Annotated in this window: 21 protein-coding genes; 8 read left to right on the plus strand and 13 right to left on the minus strand. The window is 51.5% G+C overall.

Annotation, left to right across the window (positions count from 1 at the left end):
* Positions 1-97 precede the first annotated feature (97 nt).
* Positions 98-1,405 carry a PT domain-containing protein gene (locus ABEB26_RS03650; RefSeq protein WP_345720592.1) on the minus strand — a complete coding sequence of 436 codons (1,308 nt, stop codon included), beginning with the start codon at positions 1,403-1,405 and terminating at the stop codon, positions 98-100.
* Between the two features lie 444 nt (positions 1,406-1,849).
* Here ABEB26_RS03650 and ABEB26_RS03655 point away from each other — a divergent pair, with 444 nt between their 5' ends.
* Entirely contained in the window at positions 1,850-3,997 is a 2,148-nt protein-coding gene (locus ABEB26_RS03655) for a hypothetical protein (RefSeq protein WP_345720593.1), read from the plus strand.
* Between the two features lie 28 nt (positions 3,998-4,025).
* On the opposite strand, the gene ABEB26_RS03660 is transcribed toward ABEB26_RS03655, so the two are convergent.
* From ABEB26_RS03660 to ABEB26_RS03670, 3 genes are all read right to left on the minus strand, one after another.
* Positions 4,026-4,544 carry a GTP-binding protein gene (locus ABEB26_RS03660; RefSeq protein WP_345720594.1) on the minus strand — a complete coding sequence of 173 codons (519 nt, stop codon included), beginning with the start codon at positions 4,542-4,544 and terminating at the stop codon, positions 4,026-4,028.
* A 17-nt stretch (positions 4,545-4,561) separates the two neighbouring features.
* Positions 4,562-5,944: a glycogen synthase gene (locus tag ABEB26_RS03665; protein WP_345720595.1), complete on the minus strand. Its 1,383-nt coding sequence runs from the start codon at positions 5,942-5,944 to the stop codon at positions 4,562-4,564.
* 354 nt (positions 5,945-6,298) lie between these two features.
* Positions 6,299-7,390 carry a 6-phosphofructokinase gene (locus tag ABEB26_RS03670; protein ID WP_345720596.1) on the minus strand — a complete coding sequence of 364 codons (1,092 nt, stop codon included), beginning with the start codon at positions 7,388-7,390 and terminating at the stop codon, positions 6,299-6,301.
* A 205-nt stretch (positions 7,391-7,595) separates the two neighbouring features.
* Here ABEB26_RS03670 and ABEB26_RS03675 point away from each other — a divergent pair, with 205 nt between their 5' ends.
* The gene (locus tag ABEB26_RS03675; protein WP_345720597.1) at positions 7,596-8,222 is read left to right on the plus strand and encodes an MBL fold metallo-hydrolase; all 627 of its coding nucleotides are present in this window, start codon (positions 7,596-7,598) and stop codon (positions 8,220-8,222) included.
* A 6-nt stretch (positions 8,223-8,228) separates the two neighbouring features.
* On the opposite strand, the gene ABEB26_RS03680 is transcribed toward ABEB26_RS03675, so the two are convergent.
* Complete coding sequence (locus ABEB26_RS03680) at positions 8,229-8,768, minus strand: GNAT family N-acetyltransferase (protein ID WP_345720598.1); 540 nt, start codon at positions 8,766-8,768, stop codon at positions 8,229-8,231.
* Between the two features lie 117 nt (positions 8,769-8,885).
* Between ABEB26_RS03680 and rimO the strand changes: the two genes are divergently transcribed.
* Positions 8,886-10,295 carry a 30S ribosomal protein S12 methylthiotransferase RimO gene (rimO, locus tag ABEB26_RS03685; protein ID WP_345720599.1) on the plus strand — a complete coding sequence of 470 codons (1,410 nt, stop codon included), beginning with the start codon at positions 8,886-8,888 and terminating at the stop codon, positions 10,293-10,295.
* Between the two features lie 115 nt (positions 10,296-10,410).
* Here rimO and ABEB26_RS03690 read toward each other — a convergent pair whose 3' ends face one another.
* On the minus strand, positions 10,411-10,836 hold the full coding sequence (locus ABEB26_RS03690; protein ID WP_345720600.1) for a BlaI/MecI/CopY family transcriptional regulator: 426 nt from the start codon (positions 10,834-10,836) through the stop codon (positions 10,411-10,413).
* A 123-nt stretch (positions 10,837-10,959) separates the two neighbouring features.
* Here ABEB26_RS03690 and ABEB26_RS03695 point away from each other — a divergent pair, with 123 nt between their 5' ends.
* From ABEB26_RS03695 to ABEB26_RS03710, 4 genes are all read left to right on the plus strand, one after another.
* On the plus strand, positions 10,960-11,979 hold the full coding sequence (locus tag ABEB26_RS03695) for a polyprenyl synthetase family protein (RefSeq protein WP_345720601.1): 1,020 nt from the start codon (positions 10,960-10,962) through the stop codon (positions 11,977-11,979).
* A 92-nt stretch (positions 11,980-12,071) separates the two neighbouring features.
* Positions 12,072-13,286 carry a glycosyltransferase family 4 protein gene (locus tag ABEB26_RS03700; protein ID WP_345720602.1) on the plus strand — a complete coding sequence of 405 codons (1,215 nt, stop codon included), beginning with the start codon at positions 12,072-12,074 and terminating at the stop codon, positions 13,284-13,286.
* A 262-nt stretch (positions 13,287-13,548) separates the two neighbouring features.
* Positions 13,549-15,441 carry a peptidoglycan DD-metalloendopeptidase family protein gene (locus ABEB26_RS03705; RefSeq protein WP_345720603.1) on the plus strand — a complete coding sequence of 631 codons (1,893 nt, stop codon included), beginning with the start codon at positions 13,549-13,551 and terminating at the stop codon, positions 15,439-15,441.
* A 98-nt stretch (positions 15,442-15,539) separates the two neighbouring features.
* Complete coding sequence (locus tag ABEB26_RS03710) at positions 15,540-16,133, plus strand: hypothetical protein (RefSeq protein ID WP_345720604.1); 594 nt, start codon at positions 15,540-15,542, stop codon at positions 16,131-16,133.
* On the opposite strand, the gene ABEB26_RS03715 is transcribed toward ABEB26_RS03710, so the two are convergent.
* From ABEB26_RS03715 to mltG, 5 genes are all read right to left on the minus strand, one after another.
* Positions 16,130-16,990 carry a bifunctional 5,10-methylenetetrahydrofolate dehydrogenase/5,10-methenyltetrahydrofolate cyclohydrolase gene (locus tag ABEB26_RS03715; protein ID WP_345720605.1) on the minus strand — a complete coding sequence of 287 codons (861 nt, stop codon included), beginning with the start codon at positions 16,988-16,990 and terminating at the stop codon, positions 16,130-16,132. The genes ABEB26_RS03710 and ABEB26_RS03715 overlap by 4 nt on opposite strands.
* Before the next feature lie 56 nt (positions 16,991-17,046).
* Positions 17,047-17,679, minus strand: a complete 633-nt coding sequence (locus ABEB26_RS03720; protein WP_012191994.1) for a cyclodeaminase/cyclohydrolase family protein — start codon at positions 17,677-17,679, stop codon at positions 17,047-17,049.
* Positions 17,680-17,767: 88 nt separating this feature from the next.
* Positions 17,768-18,439: an A24 family peptidase gene (locus ABEB26_RS03725; RefSeq protein ID WP_345720607.1), complete on the minus strand. Its 672-nt coding sequence runs from the start codon at positions 18,437-18,439 to the stop codon at positions 17,768-17,770.
* A gap of 7 nt (positions 18,440-18,446) precedes the next feature.
* Positions 18,447-19,268: a shikimate dehydrogenase gene (gene aroE, locus ABEB26_RS03730; protein WP_345720608.1), complete on the minus strand. Its 822-nt coding sequence runs from the start codon at positions 19,266-19,268 to the stop codon at positions 18,447-18,449.
* Positions 19,256-20,329: an endolytic transglycosylase MltG gene (gene mltG, locus ABEB26_RS03735; RefSeq protein ID WP_345720609.1), complete on the minus strand. Its 1,074-nt coding sequence runs from the start codon at positions 20,327-20,329 to the stop codon at positions 19,256-19,258. The genes aroE and mltG overlap by 13 nt, the downstream gene beginning before the upstream one ends.
* Positions 20,330-20,833: 504 nt before the next feature.
* Between mltG and ABEB26_RS26910 the strand changes: the two genes are divergently transcribed.
* Positions 20,834-22,072, plus strand: a complete 1,239-nt coding sequence (locus ABEB26_RS26910) for a DUF7507 domain-containing protein (RefSeq protein ID WP_486348291.1) — start codon at positions 20,834-20,836, stop codon at positions 22,070-22,072.
* Positions 22,073-22,325: 253 nt separating this feature from the next.
* Here the strand turns inward: ABEB26_RS26910 and ABEB26_RS03745 are convergent, their stop codons facing one another.
* Together ABEB26_RS03745 and ABEB26_RS03750 are read right to left on the minus strand one after the other, a co-directional pair.
* Complete coding sequence (locus tag ABEB26_RS03745; protein WP_345720610.1) at positions 22,326-23,765, minus strand: O-antigen ligase family protein; 1,440 nt, start codon at positions 23,763-23,765, stop codon at positions 22,326-22,328.
* Positions 23,766-24,377: 612 nt separating this feature from the next.
* Complete coding sequence (locus ABEB26_RS03750) at positions 24,378-24,746, minus strand: roadblock/LC7 domain-containing protein (RefSeq protein WP_012191988.1); 369 nt, start codon at positions 24,744-24,746, stop codon at positions 24,378-24,380.
* Positions 24,747-24,833: the final 87 nt, after the last annotated feature.

Raw genomic sequence — 24,833 nt, forward strand, 5'->3', positions numbered from 1 at the left:
ACCTCAATCACAAATGATGCAGGCTATTATAACGAAAAACAGCGACGATCTAGAAATGCTAGATCGCCGCCGTTTGAACAATTATTCAGGGTTGAGCTTAGCCGCAGTGGCCTGGGCCAATTAGGCCATTGTTGAAGTTATCCAATTGGGTGGCGTAGCTCGTGCCAGTGTTAGAAGCTGAGCCACTTGGTTTGCTGCCTAATGGATGTTGTTGCAACCAAGCGTCAGCAGCAGCGATGGTCGCATTGACCGTGCTACCATTAGCACCTTGGGCAACATTCAACTTGGCAGCGATCAATTGGTGAGCCAAGATGTAGGTGGCATCGCCGCGTGGCGAGGTGTTGAAAATTGCCATCAATTGGCTTTGAGTGTAAACCACACCACCAATGCTCAAACTGGTTACTGGCCAGGCGTTTGGATGGTTCTTCCAGTAACCTTGGGTATAGGTGCAATCTTTGCCAGTAGGTGTGCTCGTGGCGGTTGGGACTGGTGTCTTAGTCGCGGTCGGCACTGGTGTCTTAGTCGCGGTTGGCGCTGGCGTGCTTGTGGCCGTTGGCGCTGGTGTCTTAGTCGCGGTTGGCATCGGAGTCTTGGTTGCGGTTGGGACTGCCGTTGGCGTTGGATAGGCGGTTGGTTCTGGCGTGTTGGTTGGTGCAACTGTTGGCTCTGCCGTTGGCTCTGGTGTACTGGTTGGTGCAACTGTTGGCTCTGCCGTTGGTTCTGGCGTGTTGGTTGGTGCAACTGTTGGCTCTGCCGTTGGTTCTGGTGTATTGGTTGGTGCAACTGTTGGCTCTGCCGTTGGTTCTGGCGTGTTAGTTGGCGTTGTTACACCACAATAGTTGGTTCCACCAATATGGCGAGCCGAAAGCAAGCGCTCGTTATAGCGTTGACCATCAAGCGAATGCAATACAGACCCATAGAACACGTCAATTTGGGCAGCACATTCAGGCACTGCAACGCTTAAAGAAACAGTGGTGTTTGGCCCAACTCGGCCAATTGCCCACGAATAAATCAATTGATGATCAATGATTTCATCAAATTTTTGATACGAAGCCATACCTACATCGTAGGAACATGTGCTTGATTTATTCCAAATTTTGCCCACTGTATTGCTTGAGAACCAGCCCGAAAGATCAACTTGTGGGTTACAGACTGGGGCGGCAGTTGGGGCTGTGGTTGCAGTTGGGGCTGCGGTTGGGGCAACCGTTGGCTCTGCCGTTGGTTCTACGGTTGGCTCAGCAGTTGGCTCAGTGGTTGGTTCAGCAGTTGGTTCAACGACTGTCTCAACACTGGCTGATTCTACGCCTTTGCTCACATTGGCAAAGCTGGCACTTGGCCCACCTGCCACCAAAATTGTTGCAAGTAGCACAACCCGCGTTGTCCATCGTCGCAGTGTCGGGGTCATAGGAACTCCTTACAATAAAAAATTAGTTAAAAAAATAATAAATTAGTTAAACCATAAAAATAAATGAAGCTACTAGCTAGTATAATGTCATTGATTCGTAATCGCTAGTTCAACATGAGCGTGATCTTTTTGTAGTAAGAGGACTAGATTGAGCTAGTACTGGTACTAATTCAACCCGTAAGGTTCTTCGTAAGGTGGCACAGAAACAAATAGTACTCTATTAGTAGAATATTAATTAAATAGCTGTTTATTTGACCTAATTAAATCTAATATTTCATTTTTATCAAAAATTTTATTTGTTTAATTAAAAAACGACTTGATTTATTTAATTTTCCACTTAAATAACTTAACTATTATCATCACTACATGATCATTGCTCCATAAACCAAGCTCAAGCAACAATCGGCTATACTAAGCCAAGCATCGTGTGTGGATAGGTGGATTATGCTGCATGGTTTGCGTTCGCGCTGGGGCAATATTGGGGCATTGTTGCTGTTGTGGCTGATTATCGGTTGGTGGGCTAATGCGCAGCCAACCCACTCAGCGAATGTGTTGCAGCATACGCCAACCAGCGTTGGCGGCTTGTATGGCCTTGAGCAATCGAATAGCTTGCCAGGCGCAACAGGCCCGACTACCCGCAACTACCGCTGGAGCAATGGTAATTTCCAAGTACCACTCTGGCCTGCCAGCAACCATGCGCGGTTGGTTCAGTTTGAATATTTAGCCCCATTTGGCCCAACCAGCCTGCAATTTGAGCAAACGCAAGCCCTCAGCCTAGCGTTGCAACCTGAACTACGTCAAATCAGCCTATTTGTGCCCGCCGATGTACAACAATTGCAATTGCTCAATCAGCCAAGCGAGCAGAACGGACGCAACTTGGGTTTGTTGCTCAGTCACCTGAGTTGGCGAGAGCTTGGTTCAAACGGCTGGGCTGCTTTACCTGATGCTACGCCGTTTAATCGCAGCAATTTGGCCTTGCTCTGTGGCGTAGTGCTATTGCTTAGTCTTGGCTTAGCGCGCCATTGGCTAGCGCTCGCTGTCAGCGGCTTGAGCCTTGGCTTGGCAGCCTTAGCATGGTCGGGCAATTGGCTCAATCGGGCGGCGCTCAACAGCTTAAGTCAATTGCTGCTGGTGGCAGCCTTGGCAGTTGGCGCATACCATATTTGGCAGCGCTGGCCACGCCCAGTTAATTGGCGCTGGGTGTTGGTGGCGATTTGGCTGATCACAACGCTGTGTTTGTGGACTCCGACAGTACAATATGATGGCGTTGGCTATTACGCTTACTTGCGTTCGGCAGGTATTGATCACGATTTTGATTTTAGCAACGAGTTTAGCCAAACCCCTTTAGAACTCAACACCGGCGTGAAATTGACCAACACAGGCTACGCCGCCAACCCGTGGAGCGTTGGCCCAGCCATGGCGTTCGCACCTTTATGGTGGATCGGTCATGGTAGCGCTTTGCTTGGTGGTTGGCCCAGCGATGGCTATAGTCAACCGTATCTTGCTTTGACCACTTGGGGCAGCGCTTTAGCTGGATTGATCTTCATCCTGAGTTGCGAGGCTGTGCTACGTCGCCAATTCAGCCCTAAAATCGCTGCCCTCGCCACAATCAGCGTTTACCTTGGTAGCAATTTGCTCTATTACAGTCTCTTTCAAGGAGCATATGCCCACAGCCTTTCGGCGGCTTGTGTGAGCTTGCTGGCGTTGGCTAGTTTGCGTTTGCGTGAGCAACCAAGCCTTGGGCGTTGGGCGCAACTCGGCTTAAGCATGGGCGCAACCATCGTTAGCTATTGGATTGGCGCGTTGGTGCTGATTCTGCCAGCGCTACTGCTTTGGCCGTTGCTGGTTGGCAAACAACGCCTAGCATGGCCGAATTTAATCAAAGGCATTGGCATAGCCACAATTGCAGGATTCATTGTGGTATTACCGCAGTTGGCGATGTGGCGCTTACTCTATGGCGCGTGGCTGACAATTCCGCAAGGTGGTAATTTTGCCACACCGCGCAGCAGCCAACTCTGGCCCATGCTGGTTGGCTCGCTCTATGGCATGCTCTGGTGGACACCAATCTATGTGCTAGGTTTGGTTGGATTAGGCTTGAGCATTCGGCAACGGCAGGCTTGGCCGTATCTCGCAGCAGTAATTATTTATTTGATTTATATTTCGCGCTTGCCCGATTGGCATGGCAGTGGAGCCTTTGGTTTACGCCGCTTGACCACGCTTGCGCCTTGTTTGGCTTGGGGCGTGGCGGCCTTACTGCAACGTTGGCGACGCTGGCCAGGCGCAGCCATCGGCTTAATCGCCAGTTTGGTTGGCTGGAATCTCGCTCTGATGGCACGTTATATCACCTATGCGATTCCACGGGGCTATCCGGCGATTGCCGAGTTACCACTTAGTGCTATTTTGCTCTCCGACCAACCACTAGAGGCCTCGCGGCTTGGTTTGTTAATGCGCAATAGCTGGTTTGGCAGTCAACTGAGCAATCTGCAAGGACACAGTTTGTGGGTGTTTTTGGGCTTATTGGCTAGCACAGCTGGGGTTTTGGCAATTTGGGGTTGGGTGGGGCGAGCCAACTCGCCAAGCCTAAGCGAATAGACTTAGCGAGTTAGCAAGGTTAATTGACTCACTTGCGGGCATCACGTAAAAAGCGCCGCACCACCTCGCGCACCGAGTTGCGATCAGTCGCGGTGCACAAATAAATATGAATGTCGGGATTCAAATCGAGTTGTTGGCGCAGGTCGGCTTGGCTGATAACGGTGTTCAAATCGCTTTTGTTGGCCACAACTGCATATGGCACCTCGCCATGATCACGAAATTGGGCCAAAATTGATGCAGCATCGTCGATCGTGGCAGGTTGCGAGAGATCGACAAGCACCAAAAAGCCATTCATGTTTCTGGCCAAAATGTCGCGCATAAATTCAAAACGGTTTTGGCCAGGCGTGCCATACAAACGCAAGGTATAATCATCGAGCGCCACCCGCCCATAATCCATTGCCACAGTGGTATTAGCCTTAACGCGTTGCTCATCGGGCGACGAGGTGGCTTTATCGGTATCGACAACGGCAATATCCGATAATGATCGAATAAAGGTGCTTTTGCCCGTGTTAAAGGCTCCGGTGATCACGAGCTTAAATGTTTCCACAGGAATGCTCCTTTCATTTAGCGCAAGCTCAGCGCCCAACGGTAAACATCTTCATAGCGGGTTGCCGCAGTATCCCAACTAAAATCGTGGGTCATGGCCCGCCGCACAAAATAGCTCCAATCATTGGGGTAGCGATAGGCGGCTAACGCTCGGCCTAGCCCATACAGCATAGCATCAACGTTGTAATCGCTAAACACCACGCCAACTCCTTCTGGTTGGCTCATATCGGGCACGGTATCAACCAAGCCGCCAGTTGCCCGTACTACTGGAATTGTGCCATAACGCATTGAGATCATTTGGCTCAGGCCGCATGGCTCAAAGGCCGAGGGCATGAGAAAAATATCAGCCCCAGCATACACCCGTTGGGCTAAGGGTGCATTAAATCCAATATAATTTGCCACCCGCTCAGGCACAAACCGACTGGCATCGCGGAAGGCATCTTCATAGGGGCCATAGCCTGAGCCAAGCACCATCAGTTGGGCATCGGTTTCAGCAATAATCCGGCCTAAGCCTTGTACAATTAGATCAATACCTTTTTGGCTATCAAGCCGTGAAACGACCGCCACCAATGGTACATCGGCCCGCTCTGGCAGGCCAACTTCCCGTTGTAATGCTGCTTTACACACCGCCTTGCCCGCCAAATCATCGATGCTAAATCGCTGGGCAATATGTTGATCAGTTGCCGGATCAAAGTGTCGTGGATCGATTCCATTCAAAATGCCAACCAAACGATCGGAACGTTCGCGCAGCATATGATCAAGCCCAAAACCATATTCAGGGCGTTTAATTTCATCGGCATAGGTTGGGCTAACGGTGGTAATCACATCGCTGGTATACAGCGCCTGCTCCATCAGATTCAATTCGCCAAAAGCATCGTAGACCCCAACCAAGGGCCAGGCATCATTGGCAAAGCGGCCTTGATGGGCCAAATTATGAATCGTAAAGACTAAAGCTGGCCGAGCTGCATTGCCCCAAGCGATCCGAATTGCGGCAGCCGCATGCCAATCGTGGGCATGGATCACATCGGGCCACCAATCCATTTGGCGGCAGGCTTCTAAGGCGGCTTGGCAAAAAAGGGCAAAGCGCACTTCATCATCACCATGGCCATAAATCGTGGTGCGCGACCCAAAGAAATATTGATTTTCAATAAACCAAGTTTGTTGATCGGCGGTTGCCCAAAGTTGGCATTCCTCGCTACGCCAATCCAAACCGACCGGAAAATTATCGCGGAGTTGCCCTAAATTCCAGCGCAAAGGGTCAATCGTACCATATCGTGGAATCACCAGCCGAACATCGAGTCCCCGCCGACGAAGTGCCTCTGGCAATGCACCCGCCACATCACCCAACCCCCCGACCTTGACAAATGGTACGCTTTCCGCTGCCAGAAACAAGACCTTCATGGTAGCCCCTTTGCGCTCGCAACAGGAAAGGGCATCCTGTGCTTGCCTGCATTATACTCGTTCAGTTGGCTTGATAGAAGAGTGCTTTTGCGGTGCTATGAGCTAAAACTAGCTTGAAATTAATCCAAAAACGGGCATGATCGCCCTGCAATCATACCCGTGATACTCTTAGAATTTATGCATTTCACAAAAACCATAATTTCAATTACTTGGTCGATTCTTGAGTATCCACCGATTGTGCTTTAGGTGGTGCAGGGGGATGAAAACCCACTGCGTTTCCCTCCGGCGGAGGGACGGAAGGGTGGCGAACCATAAAAGCAGTTATCTATGGATTGAAAATGCATAACTTTAAGCCTATTGATTAATTCGTTGTTCTTCATCGCCAAACACAATGCCCAACGAACGGCCAGTGCGCACCATTTGGCCATCAACTGGCACGGGCTTAATTTTGTTGGCACATTCAAGCAATGGCACGGTAATCAATTGATCGTTTTGGATTGCGACTAGTTGACCAAAGCGCCCTTGAGAAATCGCCCAAACCGCGCCAACTCCATAGCGCGAAGCCAAAATTCGATCGATCGGCGTAGGCGAGCCACCACGTTGAATATGGCCAAGCACCACGGCTCGCGTATCTTTACCAGTCAATTCAGCCAATTGATTGGCGACGTAATAGCCAATCCCGCCGAGCAAGCCTTCACGTTGGTAAATTGCCTCGCCGCCAGCTGGCATCGCACCCTCGGCCACGATGATGATACTAAACGATGAACCAAATGCATCACGTTCGCCAATTTTGTGGGCCAAAGCCCGTAAATCGAATGGAATCTCAGGAATCAGGATGGCATCAACCCCGCCAGCCAAGCCAGCATGCAAGGCAATCCAGCCAGCATGGCGACCCATGACTTCCAATACCATCACCCGATCATGGCTTTCGGCGGTGGTGTGCAAGCGATCTAGGGCATCGGTAGCAACCCCAATCGCCGTATCAAAGCCGAAGGTTTGATCAGTGCCGACTAAATCGTTGTCGATCGTTTTGGGCACGCCAACCACAGGCAAGCCAAAATTCCCCAAATCGTGGGCGATCGATTGGCTGCCTTCGCCGCCCAAAACCACCACAGCATCGATACCTTCGGCTTTGGCATTGGCCACAAATTCTTGATAAGCCGCATCGTTGCGCACCAACTCACCATCGGCATTTTTGTGCCAGCCAAAATTACCTTTGTTGGTGCTGCCCAAAATCGTGCCGCCACGACCGAGCAATCCGCGCACTTCTTTTAATCCCAAAGGTCGCAGGCGCGGCGTACCAACTAAACCTTCAAAACCATCTTCAATCCCCACCACGTCCCAGCCATGCTCTAAAACTGCCGATTTTACAAAAGCCCGAATAACACCGTTTAAGCCTGGGGCATCGCCGCCACTCGTTAAAATTGCAACTTTGCGAATAACCATGGCACAACTCCTTAATATCTATATCTACATGAAATCAAGCCCGATTAATTATGGCTATCCTAGCACTATCAGGTTGGCTCTGGCAAGGAATATTCATACGACCCATGGTTGTGGTTTAGTTACCGATTTAATCAGTCGTATGGCCGACTACGATCAACTTAATCAGGGGTAGGCTAAAATCAATTCATTTAACGGAGGCAAACCAATGCCATTTGGAATTCTGAATGTTGGCTACGATTCAACCAATTATTATCTGGTTGGCTCGACCTATGGTTTTTTGCTGGTCGATGCTGGCTGGCCAGGCACTTGGGGCAAATTTATGGCCGTACTCAAACGTTATGACGTAGATTTAGATCAAATTCATTCCATGCTGATTACTCATTATCACCCCGATCACGCTGGTTTGGTGCAAGAACTTAAGTCAAAGGGCATTCAGTTGATTGTGGTCGAAGAACAGCAACCAGCCATTCCTTTGCTCAAAAGTTTAATCAAACCCGATGTGAACTATCAGCCGATCACACCCGAAAACACCACCGTTATCAGTCTTGCCCAAAGCCGCGAATGGTTGGCCTCAATCGCCATCGCTGGCGAGATTATCCACACACCGGGTCATTCAGCCGATAGCATTAGTTTGGTGCTCGATCAAGGCATTGCTTTTACTGGCGATTTACAACCTTTCGCCGCCGATGAAACTGATCAAGCCTTGGTTGAACGGGGTTTTCAAGCGCTGCGCGAACGTGGCGTGGAGTGGCTCTACCCAGGCCATGGCCCAATGCAACCACTGATTTATGCTAGCCAACAGGTCAAACTTTGCCCCAACGACCCAACCTAAAGCGAGCTAGGCGAGATCGTAACTAAAAAAGAGGGCAATCTCACGTGGGTCAAGTGCGGAAGGATCATACAATTGCCAATCGCTGCCACACCAACCGAACCCGACTGTTCGATAAAACGCAATTGCTGCTGGATTGGTCGTTTGCGTTTCCAGCCACAAACAACGCGCCGATAATTGCCGCGCCGCCGCGATCGCTGCCGTGAGCAATTGTCGGCCCAAGCCCCGCCCACGATAACGCCGATCGACATAACAATGTTCGAGCACAGCCCGCCGATTCCATTGTTGATATGCGACTGCCGCCAAACCCACCACCTGAGATTGAGCTTCAGCTACAAACACCCAATCGTGCTGCGGCAAACGCGCATAATCCTCACTCAAATCGTAATGCTTTTCAAATGGGCTAGCCAAATCGACTAATGCCAAGTGCATGGTCAACGCTGTTTGGTGCAATTGATAGATTGTATTCGTGCTAAAACTGGTGTCAAGCAAACCAATCGCCACCCGATCATGCGGCCAATTTAATGGCCGTAGTTGAATGTTGTTCATGAAGCCTCACATTCTTTGTAGTGCAATCAAAGCCGAAGCTGAAACTTACTGGTACAATAGACACATCGATCTTAACTATTTATCAACGAGGCTTGCCTCATCGAGTTTATACAACCCATGAAATTTCATATCATTACTTTAGGTTGTCCGAAAAATACCGTCGATAGCGAAGGCATGCATGGCATTCTGACGCGCGAAGGCCACACCGCCGTCGATAGCAGCGATGGCGCTGACGTGGTGATCGTCAATACCTGTTCGTTTATCAACGCAGCCCGCGAAGAAACCGTGGGCGTGTTGCAAGAACTGGCCAACAACAAAGCGCCAGGCCAAAAATTAATCGCGGCTGGCTGTATGGCCGAAAGCCATGGCGATGTCTTGCGTTCACGCGTACCCAAACTCGATGCCACCCTCAGCACCAAAGAATGGATGCGTATCGGTTCAGTTGTGGCAGGTAGCACAGCTCCTAGCAAAACCACAGGCTTTGGCATTCCCTTGATGGGCGGCGCACCAAGCGCAATCCCTAGCACTGGGCTTAATCTCAGCCTCACGCCTGCTTCAACTGGCGATAGCCTCGGAGCCTATGGCGATTGGCGCACAACCGCGATTACCCGCAACAAACGTGGCCCCTCGGCCTATCTCAAAATTTCCGATGGCTGTAATTTGCGCTGTGCTTTCTGTACGATTCCTTCGTTCAAAGGCGATATGCGCTCGAAGGCGGTTGGCTCGATTTTAGGCGAAGCCCGCGAGTTGGTTGAGGCTGGGGTGCAAGAAATTATTCTGGTCGCCCAACATCTCACCGATTATGGCCGCGATTTGGGCATGAAACAAAATGGCCTAGGGGTTTTGCTCGAAGAATTAGCCGCAGTTGTGCCGGCCGACCGCTGGATTCGGCTGATGTACGCTTATCCGCAATCGGTTACGCCCGATTTGGTCGAAACCATGGCGCGGCTGCCACAATTGTGTCATTATGTCGATATGCCATTGCAGCATGCCCACCCTGATACCTTGCGCCGTATGCGCCGCCCACCCGATACCGACAAAACCAAAGCGATTGTGAACTCGTTGCGCCAAGCCATGCCCGATTTGTCACTACGCACGACGTTTATTGTGGGCTATCCTGGCGAAACTCGTGACGAATTCAAAGCTTTGCTCGAATTTCTCGAAGAAATGCAATTTGATCGGGTTGGCATGTTCCGCTACTCGTTGGAGCCAGGCACAGTTGCTGGCGAATTGCCAGATCAAGTGGCCGAACGGGTCAAAGAGCGGCGTTGGAACGAAGCTATGGCGGTGCAACAAGTGATCTCGCGTGCTCGAACTGCGCGTTTTGTCGGCCAAACCATGAAGGTATTGGTCGAAGGCACTGGCACTGATGATGATGGCCGCGCGATTGTGGTTGGGCGTTCATACCGCGATGCGCCCGAAGTTGATGGGTTGGTCTTTGGCTATGGCACTGCCGAGGTCGGCCAATTTGCCAACATTACTATCAACAAAACCACCGATTACGACCTATGGGGCGAGATCGTCTAAATTGAAATTCCCTCACCCCTCTCCCGCCGAGCGAGGCGAGGGGGAGTCAGACGGCAAACCTAAATTGCGAAAAAAGCCCCTCGCCGCAGTGGGCGAGGGGTTGGGGTGAGGGAACTTAGACCCGCGCATAGCGATTTTGGGCATCGCGGCTGAGTTGTTTGAGTTGAGTTGGGTCGTTACGAGCCAAATAATCAACCACGTAATTCAGAGTCAAATCAGGATAATCATCGAGCAAGCCATCGAGCACTTGTTGCACAACCATTTGCACAAACTCATCTTGGCTTAGTTCAGGGCTATAAACATAGGCCAAACCATCGCGGGTGCGGTGCAAAATGCCTTTTTCAGCCAAACGGCTCATCGTGGTCATCACAGTTGTGTAGGCAATATCGCGGCGATGTTGCAACGAACGATGAATTTGCTTAACCGTGCCTTGATTTTCTTTCCATAACAATTCCATAATTTCGGTTTCCAACGGGCCAAGGACCTTTACCAAACCATCTTGGGTTGGGCTGAAACGAAAGCGCATTTTCAAACTCATCATCGGCTCCTTCTTTGATTGAGATGTGGTGCAACGGGTTGTTCTTAGCTGCCTTGAGTGTACGCCCTTGCAAGAAACGGTACTAGAGCCGAAGATTACAAAGACATTACGTAGTACGAGGTTACTATGAAACACATTTCTGATGATTCGATTCGCCAAGCAATGCAGAGTGCCTTCCCACCTGCCGATGCCCGCGTAACCATGTTTTATGAGATGCAGGAATATCATTTGGGCTGGCGTAATGCTCAACTTGAGCCAACCCAAGCTGATAGTGGCAAGTTATTACGCCCGCGCTTTTGCTTGCTGGCTTGTGCCGCTGTCGGTGGCGATCCACAACAGGCTGAGCCACTGGCTGCCGCAATTCAACTCCTGCATGATTTTTCGCTCATCCACGATGATATTGAGGATCACAGCCCAACCCGCCGTGGCCGCGAAACGGTTTGGAAATTGTGGGAAGTGCCGCAAGCAATCAATGTTGGCGATGGCATGTTTACCCTCGCCCAACTTTCACTGTTTCGCTTGGCCGAAGTTGGGGTCGAATCATCGGTGGTGGTCGAAATTGCTCGGCGCTTTAATCAAACAATTATTCGTTTGTGCGAAGGCCAGTATCTCGATATGTCGTTTGAGCAGCGCCTCGACATCAGCGAAGGCGATTATTTGGCGATGATCAGCCGCAAAACGGCGGCATTAATCGCAGCAGCGGCTGGTTTGGGGGCAATTTTGGGCAATGCCAACCGCGAACAAGCCGCCGCCCTGTATAATTGGGGTGAAGCCTTGGGCTTGGCCTTCCAAATCGAGGACGATATGCTCGGCATTTGGGGCGCAGAAGCGGTAACTGGCAAGCCCGACGCTCACGATATTTGGGGTCGCAAAAAAAGCCTACCGGTTATCCACGCCTTGGCGCATGCCGATGTTGAAGATGGCGGCAAGTTGGCGGCAATTTATCAAAAAGAACAGCTTGAAGTCAGCGATATTCAAACTGTGCTGACAATTTTAGAGCGTACTGGCTCGCAAGGCTATACTGCTGGCGTAGCCAAGTTCTATCACGAGCAAGCTTTAGCCGCCTTAGCCGATTTACAAGGCGAGGCCGAGCCAATTGCCGAGTTGCATGCATTAACCAAACAATTATTGGGACGAGTGAAATAGTTGGGCAATCGGCGCTGCTGGGCTAGCCCAGCAATCTGCTAACCAAGGAGTAAAGGTTGGGCTACGGCCTTGCTGCTAGCCACCGAGAATACATGATGCGAATATTGTTGCTAACAGCCGAATATTTGCCCCAACCTGGGGGCGTTGGCGATTACACTGCCAAATTAGCCGAAGCCTTAACCGCGCTTGGTTGTCAAGTTTGTGTGCTCACTGCTGGCGAAGGTGCTGAACAAACCGAGCCATGGCTGGTTTGGCGCAGAGTGCGCGGCTGGGGGCGTAAGCTGCATCAAGATGTGCGCAACGCTGCCAAGCAATTCGAGGCCGATATTGTGCATATTCAATATCAAACTGGCGCATATGAGATGAAGCCTGCGGTAAATTTGCTGCCTGCGGCGCTCTCGGTGCCGAGTGTTGTAACCCTACACGATTTGCGTATGCCCTATTTGGCTCCCAAAGTTGCCCCATTACGCCGCTATGTAACCCGTTTGCTAATCGAAAATGCCCATGCGGTGGTGGTTACCAATGCCGAGGATGAATCGCGCTTGGCCGGCGATGCACCCAGCAGCAATCCCGATATTTATACTTTGACCCAACCATTGGAGCCACCAGCCCACTTGATTCCAATTGGAGCCAATATCGAGGTTGCGCCATTAGCCAACCGCGAGCAGCTACGCCAGCAATTGGGAGCCAATCCCGACACGCTGTTATTGGGCTATTTTGGCTTGCTCAACAGCACCAAAGGCGTGCACACGATCGTTGAATCGTTGCAATATTTGCCAGCCACCACCCGCCTCGTGATTATCGGCGGCGGCATAGGCACGCCCGAAGATGAAATGTATGCCGAACAATTACGCGCCACGATCAGCCGCCTCGGACTTGATCAGCGCATCCATTGGACGGGCTACCTAGGTGCTAGCGAAGTTTCCCGTACCTTGCAAGCCCTCGATTGCGCGGCCCTGCCATTTAGCGATGGTGCATCGTATCGCCGTGGTAGTTTGTTGGCGATGCTGGCTCATGGTGTGCCGACGATCACCACTCCGCCGCATGTGCCGATCGATCCTTCGCTGCGCCATGAACGTGATGTGCTGTTGGTCGAGCCAGATGATGCAATTAATTTGGCTTTAGCAGTTGAGCAAATCGCCGCCAACCCCGAATTACGCCAACAATTGAGCCAAGCAGGCCAACATATCGCCTGCTCGTTCCGCTGGGAAACTATCGCCCAATTGCATGCGACGCTCTATCAACAACTGCTCGATGCGCAGCAAACCAAGCAGGAGCAGGATGAGGGTTCAGGGTTCAGTGGCTAGGGGTCAGAGAGACGGAACCACGAAGAGCACGAAGAACGCGAAGCGTGGGCATAAGCAGAATCGTAGCTATGGTTTATCGGGCAATGATTGCTTTCCAGTAGCGGAGGAACGGAAGGGTGGCGCAACGAGGGTAGCGAAAGGAAGCACGAATATCAACCATAATCAGCTGAAACCACTATTCATTCTAAATTAATCAGCGCCAACGTGTACGCCAAGCATTCGACATCTGCTATACTGACGTGGCGAATGCTTGGTGAGGATTATGCAACGTTTTAACCCCAAACGCTATTTCGATTTACGCAATCGGCTGCAAAGCGATCAACAACGCCTCTGGGCTTTGTTCAGCACATTGATTATCAGTTTGGTGCTAACGACGTTGGTGCTACGGATCGCCCCACCTGCCACTGAAACCGGGCGCTTGATTTTCCGGCCTGTTGATTCGGTGACCGAGGACGACCGCACCCAAGCTGAGCAACCACCACCAACCTTGCCCCCAGCGATCGAACCGCAAAATTTGGTCGAGGCGAGCGCAGTCTTGCCCCGCTCCGCCGAAACACCAACAATCATCGATGATATTCGCTTTACATCCGAGCAAAATCTGACCGTTGCCAATATTCAAACTCTGTTAGATGCGCAGCCTGGCACGCTCAAAGCTGCTTTGGTAACTGTTGGCGATCGCAATTTATCGCTAGCCGAGGTGGTGGTTGGCCAAGCTTATTTGTATAGTCTCAATCCTAAATTACTGCTAGCCTTGCTCGAATTTCAACAAGGCCTGCTGACTAATCCAACGCCCAACCCCGATCAACTCGATTGGGCCATGAAATATCAGGGCGAAGATGAAAAGTGGCGCGGCTTGCATGGCCAAATTCGTTGGGCCGCCCGTGAATTGCGCCGTGGGGTGCGCGATTTCGCCTATGTTACCGAGTTGCAGTATCGCGATAAAGATGTCAAAGGCCCAATTCCAGCTGGATTAAACCCAAGCTCGTATGCTGTGGTACGGGTGCTAGCCCAAACCATGACTCCCGAAGAATTGGCGAAAGTGCTCAGCGATGGCAGTTTTGTCGCAACCTACAGCAAGTTTTTCGAAGATCCTCGCCAAACGTTGGGCCAAGTACCAGCGCCTGCAACCCCATTTTTGCGCTGGCCGCTACGCAATGTCACCTATATCACCTCGTTTTTTGATCACGAATATCCCTTTCTAACGCCCAATCAATCCTTGGTGAGTTGGTGGGGGCGACGCGAAACCCAAATTTCCTACGATGGTCATGATGGCTGGGATTATGGCGCACGCCCACCGGAAGCAGTCGTTGCCGCCGCCGATGGCACGGTAGTTTGGGCTAGCAATTCTGATGATGGTTGTGGTGTGCCAGCTAAAGGCGTGGTGCTCGATCATGGCAATGGCTATCGCACGCTCTATTGGCATCTCAGCGAAATTTCGGTCGAGCTTGACCAAGCGATCAAAGGCGGCGAACAATTAGGCATCGTCGGCTCAACTGGCTGCGCCATCGGCCCCCACCTGCACTTTCAAACCCAATACCTTGGCCGCAACACCGATCCATATGGTTGGTGCTCAAGCGAACCCGACCCATGGAGCAGTTATCCGGTTGGCACGGCTTCGCGTTGGCTTTGGGCCGATCGTCCCAATCCTTGCGATCTTGGGCAAACTATCGCGGTGCGGCCAAGCGATGAGGGTTTTAGCCGCAGCGAGGGCAATTGGCAGAATGCCCCAATCGGCGCTGGCGGCGAAACGCTTTGGATCACCTCACAAATTCCGATGACCAGCACCGAAACCTTAACCGATACGATCTCGGATTTAGCGGGCGTTGCGACACCCCAACCAACCCCCAGCCAACCGCCAAGCACCGCCACCTGGCAAACCAGCATTCCAAGTGCTGGGCGTTATCGCGTGCTAACCTATATTCCCTACTACTACAACGGCCACGATGATGCTGTCGCCGCCCATTACGTAATTGAGCACGCCGAGGGCCGCAGCGATGTAGTAGTCAATCAGTTTGTGTATGCCAACGAATGGGCCGATCTCGGCACATATACCTTCGACTCCAGCAAACCCGCCAAGGTCGAGCTAAGCAACGAAACCAGCATGGCCGATCAAGGGATTTGGGTTGGCACAACCGTCTGGCTGCCTGCCGATTGACAATTCGCCTTAATAATGATACATTATATCAATAACTATGGTCGTGCCAAGCGTGGCCATTTTTTTTGGTAATTTTATAAATGATATATAGTATCAATATGAAGCAAAATAAGCCAAATTATCAATTGCCCAAGGCTGTGCATCAAGCAGGCCGACCACTATTCGAGCAACAATGTTGGTGTTGGGGCCACGATGTGCGACGTAGCGCAGGCAATTTGCTACTGGAATATGGGGCAACCCGCAGCCGTGTGCCAGCCGAGCAACGGGGCAGCAGCAATTATCGTTTCCAATTGAGCTGTGGAACGAGATTGGATTTGTGGGGTTGGGGCTTGTGGTATGGCGATGGCTATGCGCCAAGCCTCTTTTTGCGCCGCGATAAACTGCAAGTTGGCTTGATCGAGCGGGCAGCGCCGCTATGTAATGTTTGGTCACTAAGCCAAATTCCAGCAGTGCGAGCACCGCATACGTGTGCTGAATGGCTGCGTATGACCAGTTTGCTTTGCCATTGTTGTACGTGGATTACCGCCTATGAGCAGTGGGTTATCGAGCAGGCAGGGCTTAATTATCGCCAAGCATGTGTCGCCGATTGGCAAAAACCAGGCTTGCCTGCTCATGAAATGGCGGAGCGCTGGCAACAATTACAGCAATTAATTGTTGCCAGCCAAGAAAATATCAGCCTAGCAGCAGGTTAGGCTTGTTCGGCCAGCCATTGAGCTGCTTGTAAGGTATTTTGCAGCAACATCATATTGGTGACCGGGCCAGTGCCGCCTGGCACCGGGGTAATTGCGCTAGCCACTTTGCTGGCACTTTCCCAATCAACATCGCCAACAACTTGGCCCTCAGCCACCTCGTTAATGCCAAAATCGAGCACCACCGCGCCAGGTTTGAGCATCTCACCAGTAACTAAGCCAGCCTTGCCGACTGCCGCTGCCACAAGATCGCCTTGACGAATAACCTCGGCCAAATTGGCAGTGCGTGAATGGCAAATCGTGACGGTGGCATGCCGCGCCAACAACAATTGAGCTAACGGCTTGCCGACCACATTCGAGCGGCCCACCACCACCGCATGCTTGCCAGCCAGATTAATTTGATAGCGATCGAGCAAGGCCATGCCACCAGCAGGTGTATTGGGCACTAAGACAGCCAAACCTTGGGCCAAGCGGCCTGCGTTGGTCGGGTGCAAGCCATCAACATCCTTTTGGGGATTGAGCGCGGCTACCGCACCATCAGCCGAAAGCTGGCTAGGCAAGGGCATTTGAATGATAATGCCATGAATCGAGGGATCGTTGCTGGCTTGTTGAATTGCCGCTTCTAAGGTCGCTTGATCGCAGGTTTCTGGCAAGCGCTGCAGAGCAAAGCCAAAGCCAACCCCTTCACATGAACGCCGAATTGAACGCACATACCAATCGGAAGCAGCATTGCCTGCCACTTGAATCACCACCAATTGGGGAGCATAGCCAGTGCGAGCCTTAAATTCAGCTCCTTTTTGGCTAATTTGAGCCTTCAATTCCTTGGCCAACCCGCGACCATCAAGCAAAAGCGCTGTCATAACATCCTTTACAAATAAAAGGCGGAGCCTGCGCTCCGCCATCGTTGGAAAACCATTTAGCCCTGAAGCTGTTGGTTGACTAAGGCCATCACGGCCTCAGTATCATCGTGCAGGGTTGCCGTAAGTTTGGCAACCTCGGCGCGAGTTTCGCGCACATAAAATTGATCTTCGAGGGTGTTGAGATTAATTTCAACATTGAGCAAGGCACTGCGAACAGCCGCTTGCGCCAAGAGCACCGCCACGCCCACATCGCTAACCGCCGCTGAATTGCCTTTTTGGGCGGCTGGGCTACACAATGGCAAAATTGCCGCTGCTGCCTGGGCCGCCCGCAACGGCACATCGGTCGCAATCCGCGTCGCTTTTTGAATCGCATCGCGGCGAATCGCAATATCGGCGGTGGTTTCACGGGGCAATTTATAGGCCGCGCTCAAACGCCGAAACGCCTCAACATCAGCATCGGCGAGCTCTTGCAATTCGCGGCGCAACGACTCAGAGCGATCCATCAAACCACGAATTTCATCCTCGACCTCGGCATATTTCTTTTTGCCAAGCGTCAGCGAACAAACCATTGAAATCAAGCCTGCGGCCATTGCCCCAGACACGGCTGCAACACTACCGCCACCTGGCACTGGCTCCTTGGTTGCAAGCTGATCCAAAAATTCGGTGATTGGCACCTGTAATAGGGTCATAACGACCTCCTTGGTGTTGAATCAAGTTCATGTTGATCGTACCACATCTAAACATACATGCGGTTGAACGATTCCGATCCAGCGTTGCTTAAAGTGGCCCAAACTTGATCAGGTAGAGCAGCATTCCAAGGCATAAATAGGTACCATAGGCAATGTAGAGTGTGCCTTCGCCTTTGATTTGGCGCAACGCCAAAATTCCAATTGAGGCGATCCCTGCCAAACCCATGCCATACATCAGCGCTCCGCCAAGGTGTCGCCAACCGACGGTTGCGCCCATAAAAAAGGCCAAATAGACATCGCCTAAGCCAAACGGCGCATCAGTATCAGGGAAGAGCACCAGCGAGCCAGCAAAAAAGAGCAAAAATAACAAACCAGCAATCAACGAGCCAATCAGTGAATCTTTAAAGCTAATAGTTAGAAATGCCGAGCCAAGCAATGCAACCACTGTTGCAATCATCACCAGCAGCACATCAATCAGCCGTACCTTCCAATCGACTGCGCCAACCACAATATAAACTAAGCTGATCAGATACCAATACAAGCCTTGCAACGAAGCGCCATAATCGTGATAGCAAACCCAAGCCATCAAGCCACTGGCTGCTGCCACCAGCAAACCCACCCAAGTCGGGCCGCCAAGCAAGGGGTGGCGTGGCATTGGCAAGGGATTCGCAGCTTTAGGATCGGTGGCGATTTGGGTAATCCATGGGTTGAGGCCAAAACCAAGCGCAATTCCAACCACAACCACAATTGCTGGCAACATAGGCTGATTATCCTTGTAGAGCCGCTAGGGCTGCTGCTCGCATTATTTCAAGCGGTGCAAGCTGTTTAAACCACAAACTAAACGCCAAACCTGCTTGCCGCACCAGCATATCAAGGCCATCGTAGTGGGCCGCACCACAGGCTGCCGCCGCTCGCAGCAACGGCGTTTGGCGATAAACCGTATCGTACACCATCAAGTCAGCATGCAACAGAGCCAAATCCAGCGGCGCAGGATCAGCATCCTTCCAACCTAACGAGGTTACGTTGATCAACAAGTTTGCATTGGCAAGTTGCGCGGTCACTCGCTGATCATCGGCGGCTAAAGCCAATTCATGCGGCAAAACCAAGGCTTGAGCGCTACTGAGCGTGCGGTTGATCAGGCTAATCTGTTGGCAACCTGCATTACGTAAAGCCCAAAGTGCTGCTCGCGCCGCCCCACCAGCGCCGAGAATTACCGCTCGGTGGTTGGCGAGATCTGCGCCATAGGCTTGAAGCGAGGCTTGCAAGGCAGGAGCATCGGTGTTATGGCCTGTCAAGCTTCCATCGGCTTCGCGCACGACCGTATTGACCGCACCAAGTTCTTGGGCAATTGCCACCGTGCGATCAAGCAAGCCTGCAATCGCCACTTTATGCGGCAAGGTTACGTTGGCTCCCAACATACCCTCAGCTCGCAAGTTTTGAACACGGGCAGGCAGATCGGCGGCAGAAGTATGCCAGCGATCATACTGCTGATTAATGCCAAGCGCCTGCAAAGCAGCATTGTGCATTGCAGGCGAAAGACTATGGGCGACCGGATCGCCAATGATGCCAAGCGCAGCTATTTGGGACACGCCAAAAACTCTTCTTGAAATTGCAAAAATTCGCTGTAGTCGTTGGTAAAGTTGTGGGTTGGGCGTTCGCCAGCAGCCACACATTTGGTCACAAAATAGGTTACATCTTCGTCGGCTGGCGAGGCAGCCGCTTGCAAGGCGAACAAGCCAGGTGCACTAATTGGCCCAGGTGGCAAGCCAGGGTTGACCCGCGTGTTATAAGGGCCAGCAGCACTATTAATTTGCTCAATCGTTAGTTGATCAAGCTTGGGCCACCAATTGCCCGCTTCACCCAAAATATATTGAATCGTTGGATCGGCTCCAAGCTGATTGCCAGCAAATTCTGGTTTCAGGCGATTCCAGAAGGCGGCGGCAATTCGCGGCATTTCTTCGTTATTGCTGGCTTCACGCTGCACAATCGAGGCCAAGGTCACCACTTCATGGACAGAACGTCCAGTCGTGGCGCTGCTTAGCGGCGAATCAGCCCAGCGAATCCCAAAGGTATCGAGCATTTTGCGCACAATCTCTTCGCTGGTTGCGTCGGAGAAAATCTCATAGGTATCAGGGAAGAGATAACCTTCCAAGGTTGCGCTATCGGGCAAGCTGGTTAAAAAGCTATAATCGGCCTTGAATTGCGAGCCATTGCTGGCCACAGCCAAGAAATCATCGGCACTAACCACGCCAGTCGATTCGATCACAGCGGCAATTTCTTCGATTCGTAAGCCTTCAGGCACGGTAAAGCGCACAGCGGTTTGAACTTCTGGCGCAACCCGAAACATCTCTAAAATCTGGTTGATGGTCATGTTTGGGCTAATTTTGTAGGTGCCAGGATACAAATCGGTTTCGGCATTCCGTAAATCAGCAAATACACGGAAAACAATTGCCCGCCGCACCAAACCTTCAGATTCCAGATTGCTGCTGATCACCGCCAAACTTTCGCTGGGAGCAATTGTAAAATCTTGGGCAATATTGCTCTCGCTAGCAGGCTGAGTTAACTCACGCAAAAACAGGGTTGCAACACACGCAACAACCAGTGCGCCGATGGTGGCAACAATCAACAAAGCTCGAATTAAACGTCTCACAAGCATCCCTTATTATCTATAGGTAGCGTTGGCACATGCCAACAATCGTCGATAGCTAGCCTCAAAACCTTGGCTATTATAGCCTTGCGTTATCTATTTGACAACAACTACTCCTTTCACAACCAGCGTTCAGCCCATCCTAATAGGCTAAATCCTTAGGCAAGCATCCTGCTCAATTATCACCTCTAGGGGTGAGTACCAAGTCGTCTCAACGAATGGGACTCACGCTTGTTAATGAGACTGCACAACTCCTATAAGTGTTGCTATACTAACAAGTATTCTTTTTGGATTCTTTGCTGGCTTGTTGCCAGTTGGATTGCGTTTGACTGGTTGGTAGGCCTGTATCAAGATATATTCCACGATTGAGTTTAGGCTAGGATTAATCCTTGCTAGAGATTTGATCAGCGGCTTGGCTGAATAGCTAGCTAGTCATTGACATGACTTAAGGCCTGAGTCATAATAGTCCTACCGACATACCAACCAATCATCGCAGGATGGTGTTTTATGCAATGGAGCATGCGGCTACGTTCGCTCTGCATTCCTGCTCTATTGACGTTCATGATCGCTGGTTTTGCCGCGTTTGTGCTCAGTCAACCGCACGCTAGCTTCGCTCAAGATAGCGAAGGTTCGCCACCTGATTGCCCTGGGTTGGGTGATCTCGGTGCTTGGTTCACCGCTGAAAACGAAGTTGTTATCATCAATCGTTCGAGCGTTTGTACCTACGAAGTTGGTACGGCTGTCTATAAAAAATTCGATGCTGTGACCGATCATCAGGTGCTGTTCGCCTCACAAACTGATCAACTGCCCCCCAATACCCAACGCACGTATCGCCAAACCTTAAACGCCTGTGCTGGCCAAATGAGCGCCTTCTTCGGGCCAGTGCTGCCAAGTTTAATGAACCAACGTTACAATGAACGCTTATTGGCGGCCAATCATTATGGTGGCACCAATTATTGTTTGCGCAGTTGTGATTCGGGCCAATTGCTGGGTTGGGTTGGGGTCAGCTCAAATGCAATTTTGCAAAGCTCAGCTCGCATCGGCATGAAAATCACTGGCGCACCACCATGGCAAGTTGAGTTTCGCCTGACTGGTCCGATGACCATGACCCACATTGAGCAAATCGACCCTTATTTGTTTACGGGCAATACCTGGAATTTGAGCACTGTACCAGTTGGCGATTACACCATGAAAGCCACCTATATTGCCAACCCAGGCGTGCGCTGCGATAGCAAAACGATTCAATTTAAAGTTGCTAGCACCCCGCTGCCAACGCCCACACCATCGCCAACCCCAACCCCAGTGCCAGTCTATCGAGCGCGAATTGTGCTCAATTCATTGGTTATTTGGGATGCTAATCGTGGTGATGGGCTAACCAATTTCGATGGGTTTGTACGGCCAGGCGATACAATTTCCTATACCCTTGCGATTCAAAATACTGGCAATATGCCCCTGACCAATGTGCAAATCGTCGATCCCTTTTCGAATGCGACCAGCTTTACGGGATTAAGCCTGCCAGCGCCCCAAATTCAACCAAGCCCTGATGGCTCTGGCCCGATTGGCTGGCAAATTCCAGTCTTGCAGCCCAACCAACGCATCGATGCCACCTTCCATGTGATCGTCAAAGAATCGATTCGCGGCACCTATACCCAAATTATCAATAATGCCAGCTTTGCCAGCAACGAAACTGGCCAGCAGTGGAGCAACACCACCGAGCATATTTACAACCCAGATTTTGATCGATAAGCGGAATAAGGGGTCAGGGATCAGGGGCTAGCAGCCAGCGACGGGGCAAAACATCAGATCTACGGATTACTAATTTCAGCGGAAAACGCCTGATGGCTACCAATTGTTCTTTAGGGGCGCAGGGGATTAAAGCCCCTGCGTCTCCCGCCTTGAGCCGGGACGGAAAAGTGATGAACGAGGGTTTCAGTTTTCAGGGGTCAGTCAACCCATAGATGATGCCGAACCAGAATTCCGAATAAAATACATAGCTGCTTTATTTCAATAGTGAAGATTGCTGATCGATATTTGCCTCACGCATAAACACCATTGCCAAGCCAACCACCCCCCAAAACAACGTCCCCATATGCGGAAACTCAATATTGAAGAAATAGTGATCGAGCAAACCAACCGCTAGCGCCGCCAAAATTGCCGCCTGCAACCCAATGATCGCATCGCTCACCGAGCGTTCGCAGCGGCGTGCAGCTTGAGTGGTGAGCACCAAAAAGGCCAGCGCAGTTAATATATAGAGGCCTAAACCAACCAAACCCATCCGTGAGCCAAGCGCCAAATACACACTGCTCACGCCTGTGGTGAGATCAATGTTGGGTGCACGGCCAAAACCTACCCCAAACACCGGATACTCACGCATAATCGCGATCGCATTACGAAACTCAGCCAAACGCATTTGGTTCGCTTGATCTTTGAATTGAATGCCTTCGACAATCCGCTCGACAAAATCGCCACCCTTGCCCAAGCCCACAATCGCAATTGCCCCAGCGATGCCGCCAGCCCCAATCAACCACCACAATTGGCGATAGCGCACGGTTGCCAAAAACAAGCCTGCAATCAGAAAGCCACCCAGCGCAGCCCGTGAGGAAGTCAAAAATACAGCCAAAGCAAAACTGGCGGTGATCAGCCAAAGCCATTTACGGCCTAGGACTGGGCGCTGCGCCAAGGCCTGACCAAGTGCAATTGCTCCTAGTAAGGCCATCATCCCACCAAAGCCATTGGGATCAACCGAAGTGCCAATCGCTCGCTCAAAGCCGCTGGGATCATCCTCGACATAGCGCAACACTCGACCACTCGCCGGATAGCCAAGCGGAGCCAAGGCGGTCAAAAAGCGTAAAGCTAGGCCATCGGGGGCAAAGCGCAAGCCAATGCCTAGCAGCGCCGCCGCCCAGCCAGCCAAAATCAGCAATCGCAGCCACCAACGCGCCTGTTCCAGTGAATCGAGCGCATTTTGTACTCCCCAGAACAAACAAATGCCCAGTAGCAATTTAAAATAATTATGCAGCAACAAACTATCAGGCGAGCCATTCGAGCCAATGATGAAGGAGAAAAACGAACTAGCTAGCAGCAAAATCACCCATGGGGCGAGGCTCCCCCAACGCCAAGTACGCGCAGGGTCAGCCAACGTTCGCACCACCAACATGGCATACAGCGCCAACAAGGCTAGTTCGAGCAAGGCTGGAGTTAGGCCAACTTTGAAAGGCAAGGTGCCAAATGGCAAGAGCGTTGCAACCAAGATTGTGGCCGTCAGCATCGAATGGATCGAACGGGCAAACCATGCCCCGACCAACAGCGCCAGCAAACCAGCGACGACCAAAAAGCTTGGCACAAATGCGGCAGCAGCACCTAAGCCAATACCAACCAATGTGCCACCAACAATCAAGCCAAATTCACGTCGCCGCCGCTGATCAAACGTTGCAAACATACCAAGCTACCTTTTATAACTGGGGATTGGGGATCGGTTGTTGGAGATCGGGTGATCCTTATTTTGATCCACGAAGGGCACGAAGAGCACGAAGTATGAGGCTATTGGCTATTGATTTCCAGGTTCCAACCGATTTCCGATAGCCTATTGTCCAACGCCTATAGCCTTATAGCGCTCTGCACCTCTGCGTTAAAACTAAATTCCCTATGTTCTATGTGTAATGGTTCATTGGATTAACAACCCGTTCTCCTTCCCTCACCCCCATCCCCTCTCCCACTGCGGCGGGCGAGGGGAGCACTCCGAGCACGGTTCCCCCTCGCCTCGCGTGCCGGAAAGGGGGCTAGAGGGTGAGGGAATGCTGGCCGTTGTTAACGCGATAAACCATTACATCTATGTTCTATGTTCTATTTACTCTTCTAGCCTAGCATAAACTATCACAGCCCGACAAGCCAAAACGCCAATTATCACAAAATTGTAACCGAGCAAACGCTAGCTTAAATAAAAAAAGCGCCAGCAGGCCACCTGCACATGGCACGCTAGCGTTACCCTATAGCAAAAAAGGGGGCCAGAACCGATTCTGGCCCGCGAACGGTCGTTCGGAGGTCGGCAGCCTTATACGAGATGGGCTAACTCGTTAGCGGTACGTTTCATGTCCAAGAAGATCAGCCCAAGCTTTGCCCGGCTTTGCGCCAAGGCGGTTAGCACTGCATCTTCACCGATCGAAATCAGAATAACGTAGCCTTCTTCGCCTTGCACAAAGACGAGGTTAAGAGCGCCCCGCCGAAGCTCGCCAGCGATTCGTTCGCCCAGAGACAACATCGCGGCACTCATAGCAGACACACGATCTTCTTCCACATCGTTCGGAAGATTCGAGGCCATGATGAGACCATCAACGCTGACGACCGCCGAGGCTTCGATGTCAGGCGTATTCATCTGCAGTGCCTTGAGATGCCGCACCATCTCTTCGGTTCTGGTTGCCATGCAACTCCTCCTTAGGCCGTAGGCCGGCGTGGAATCTATAATGAATGACTTGCTTGGAACGATCAGCCTTCAGCGGGTTGGCCGTCT

Origin of the sequence: Herpetosiphon gulosus (assembly GCF_039545135.1) — a bacterium.
Lineage (GTDB): Bacteria > Chloroflexota > Chloroflexia > Chloroflexales > Herpetosiphonaceae > Herpetosiphon > Herpetosiphon gulosus.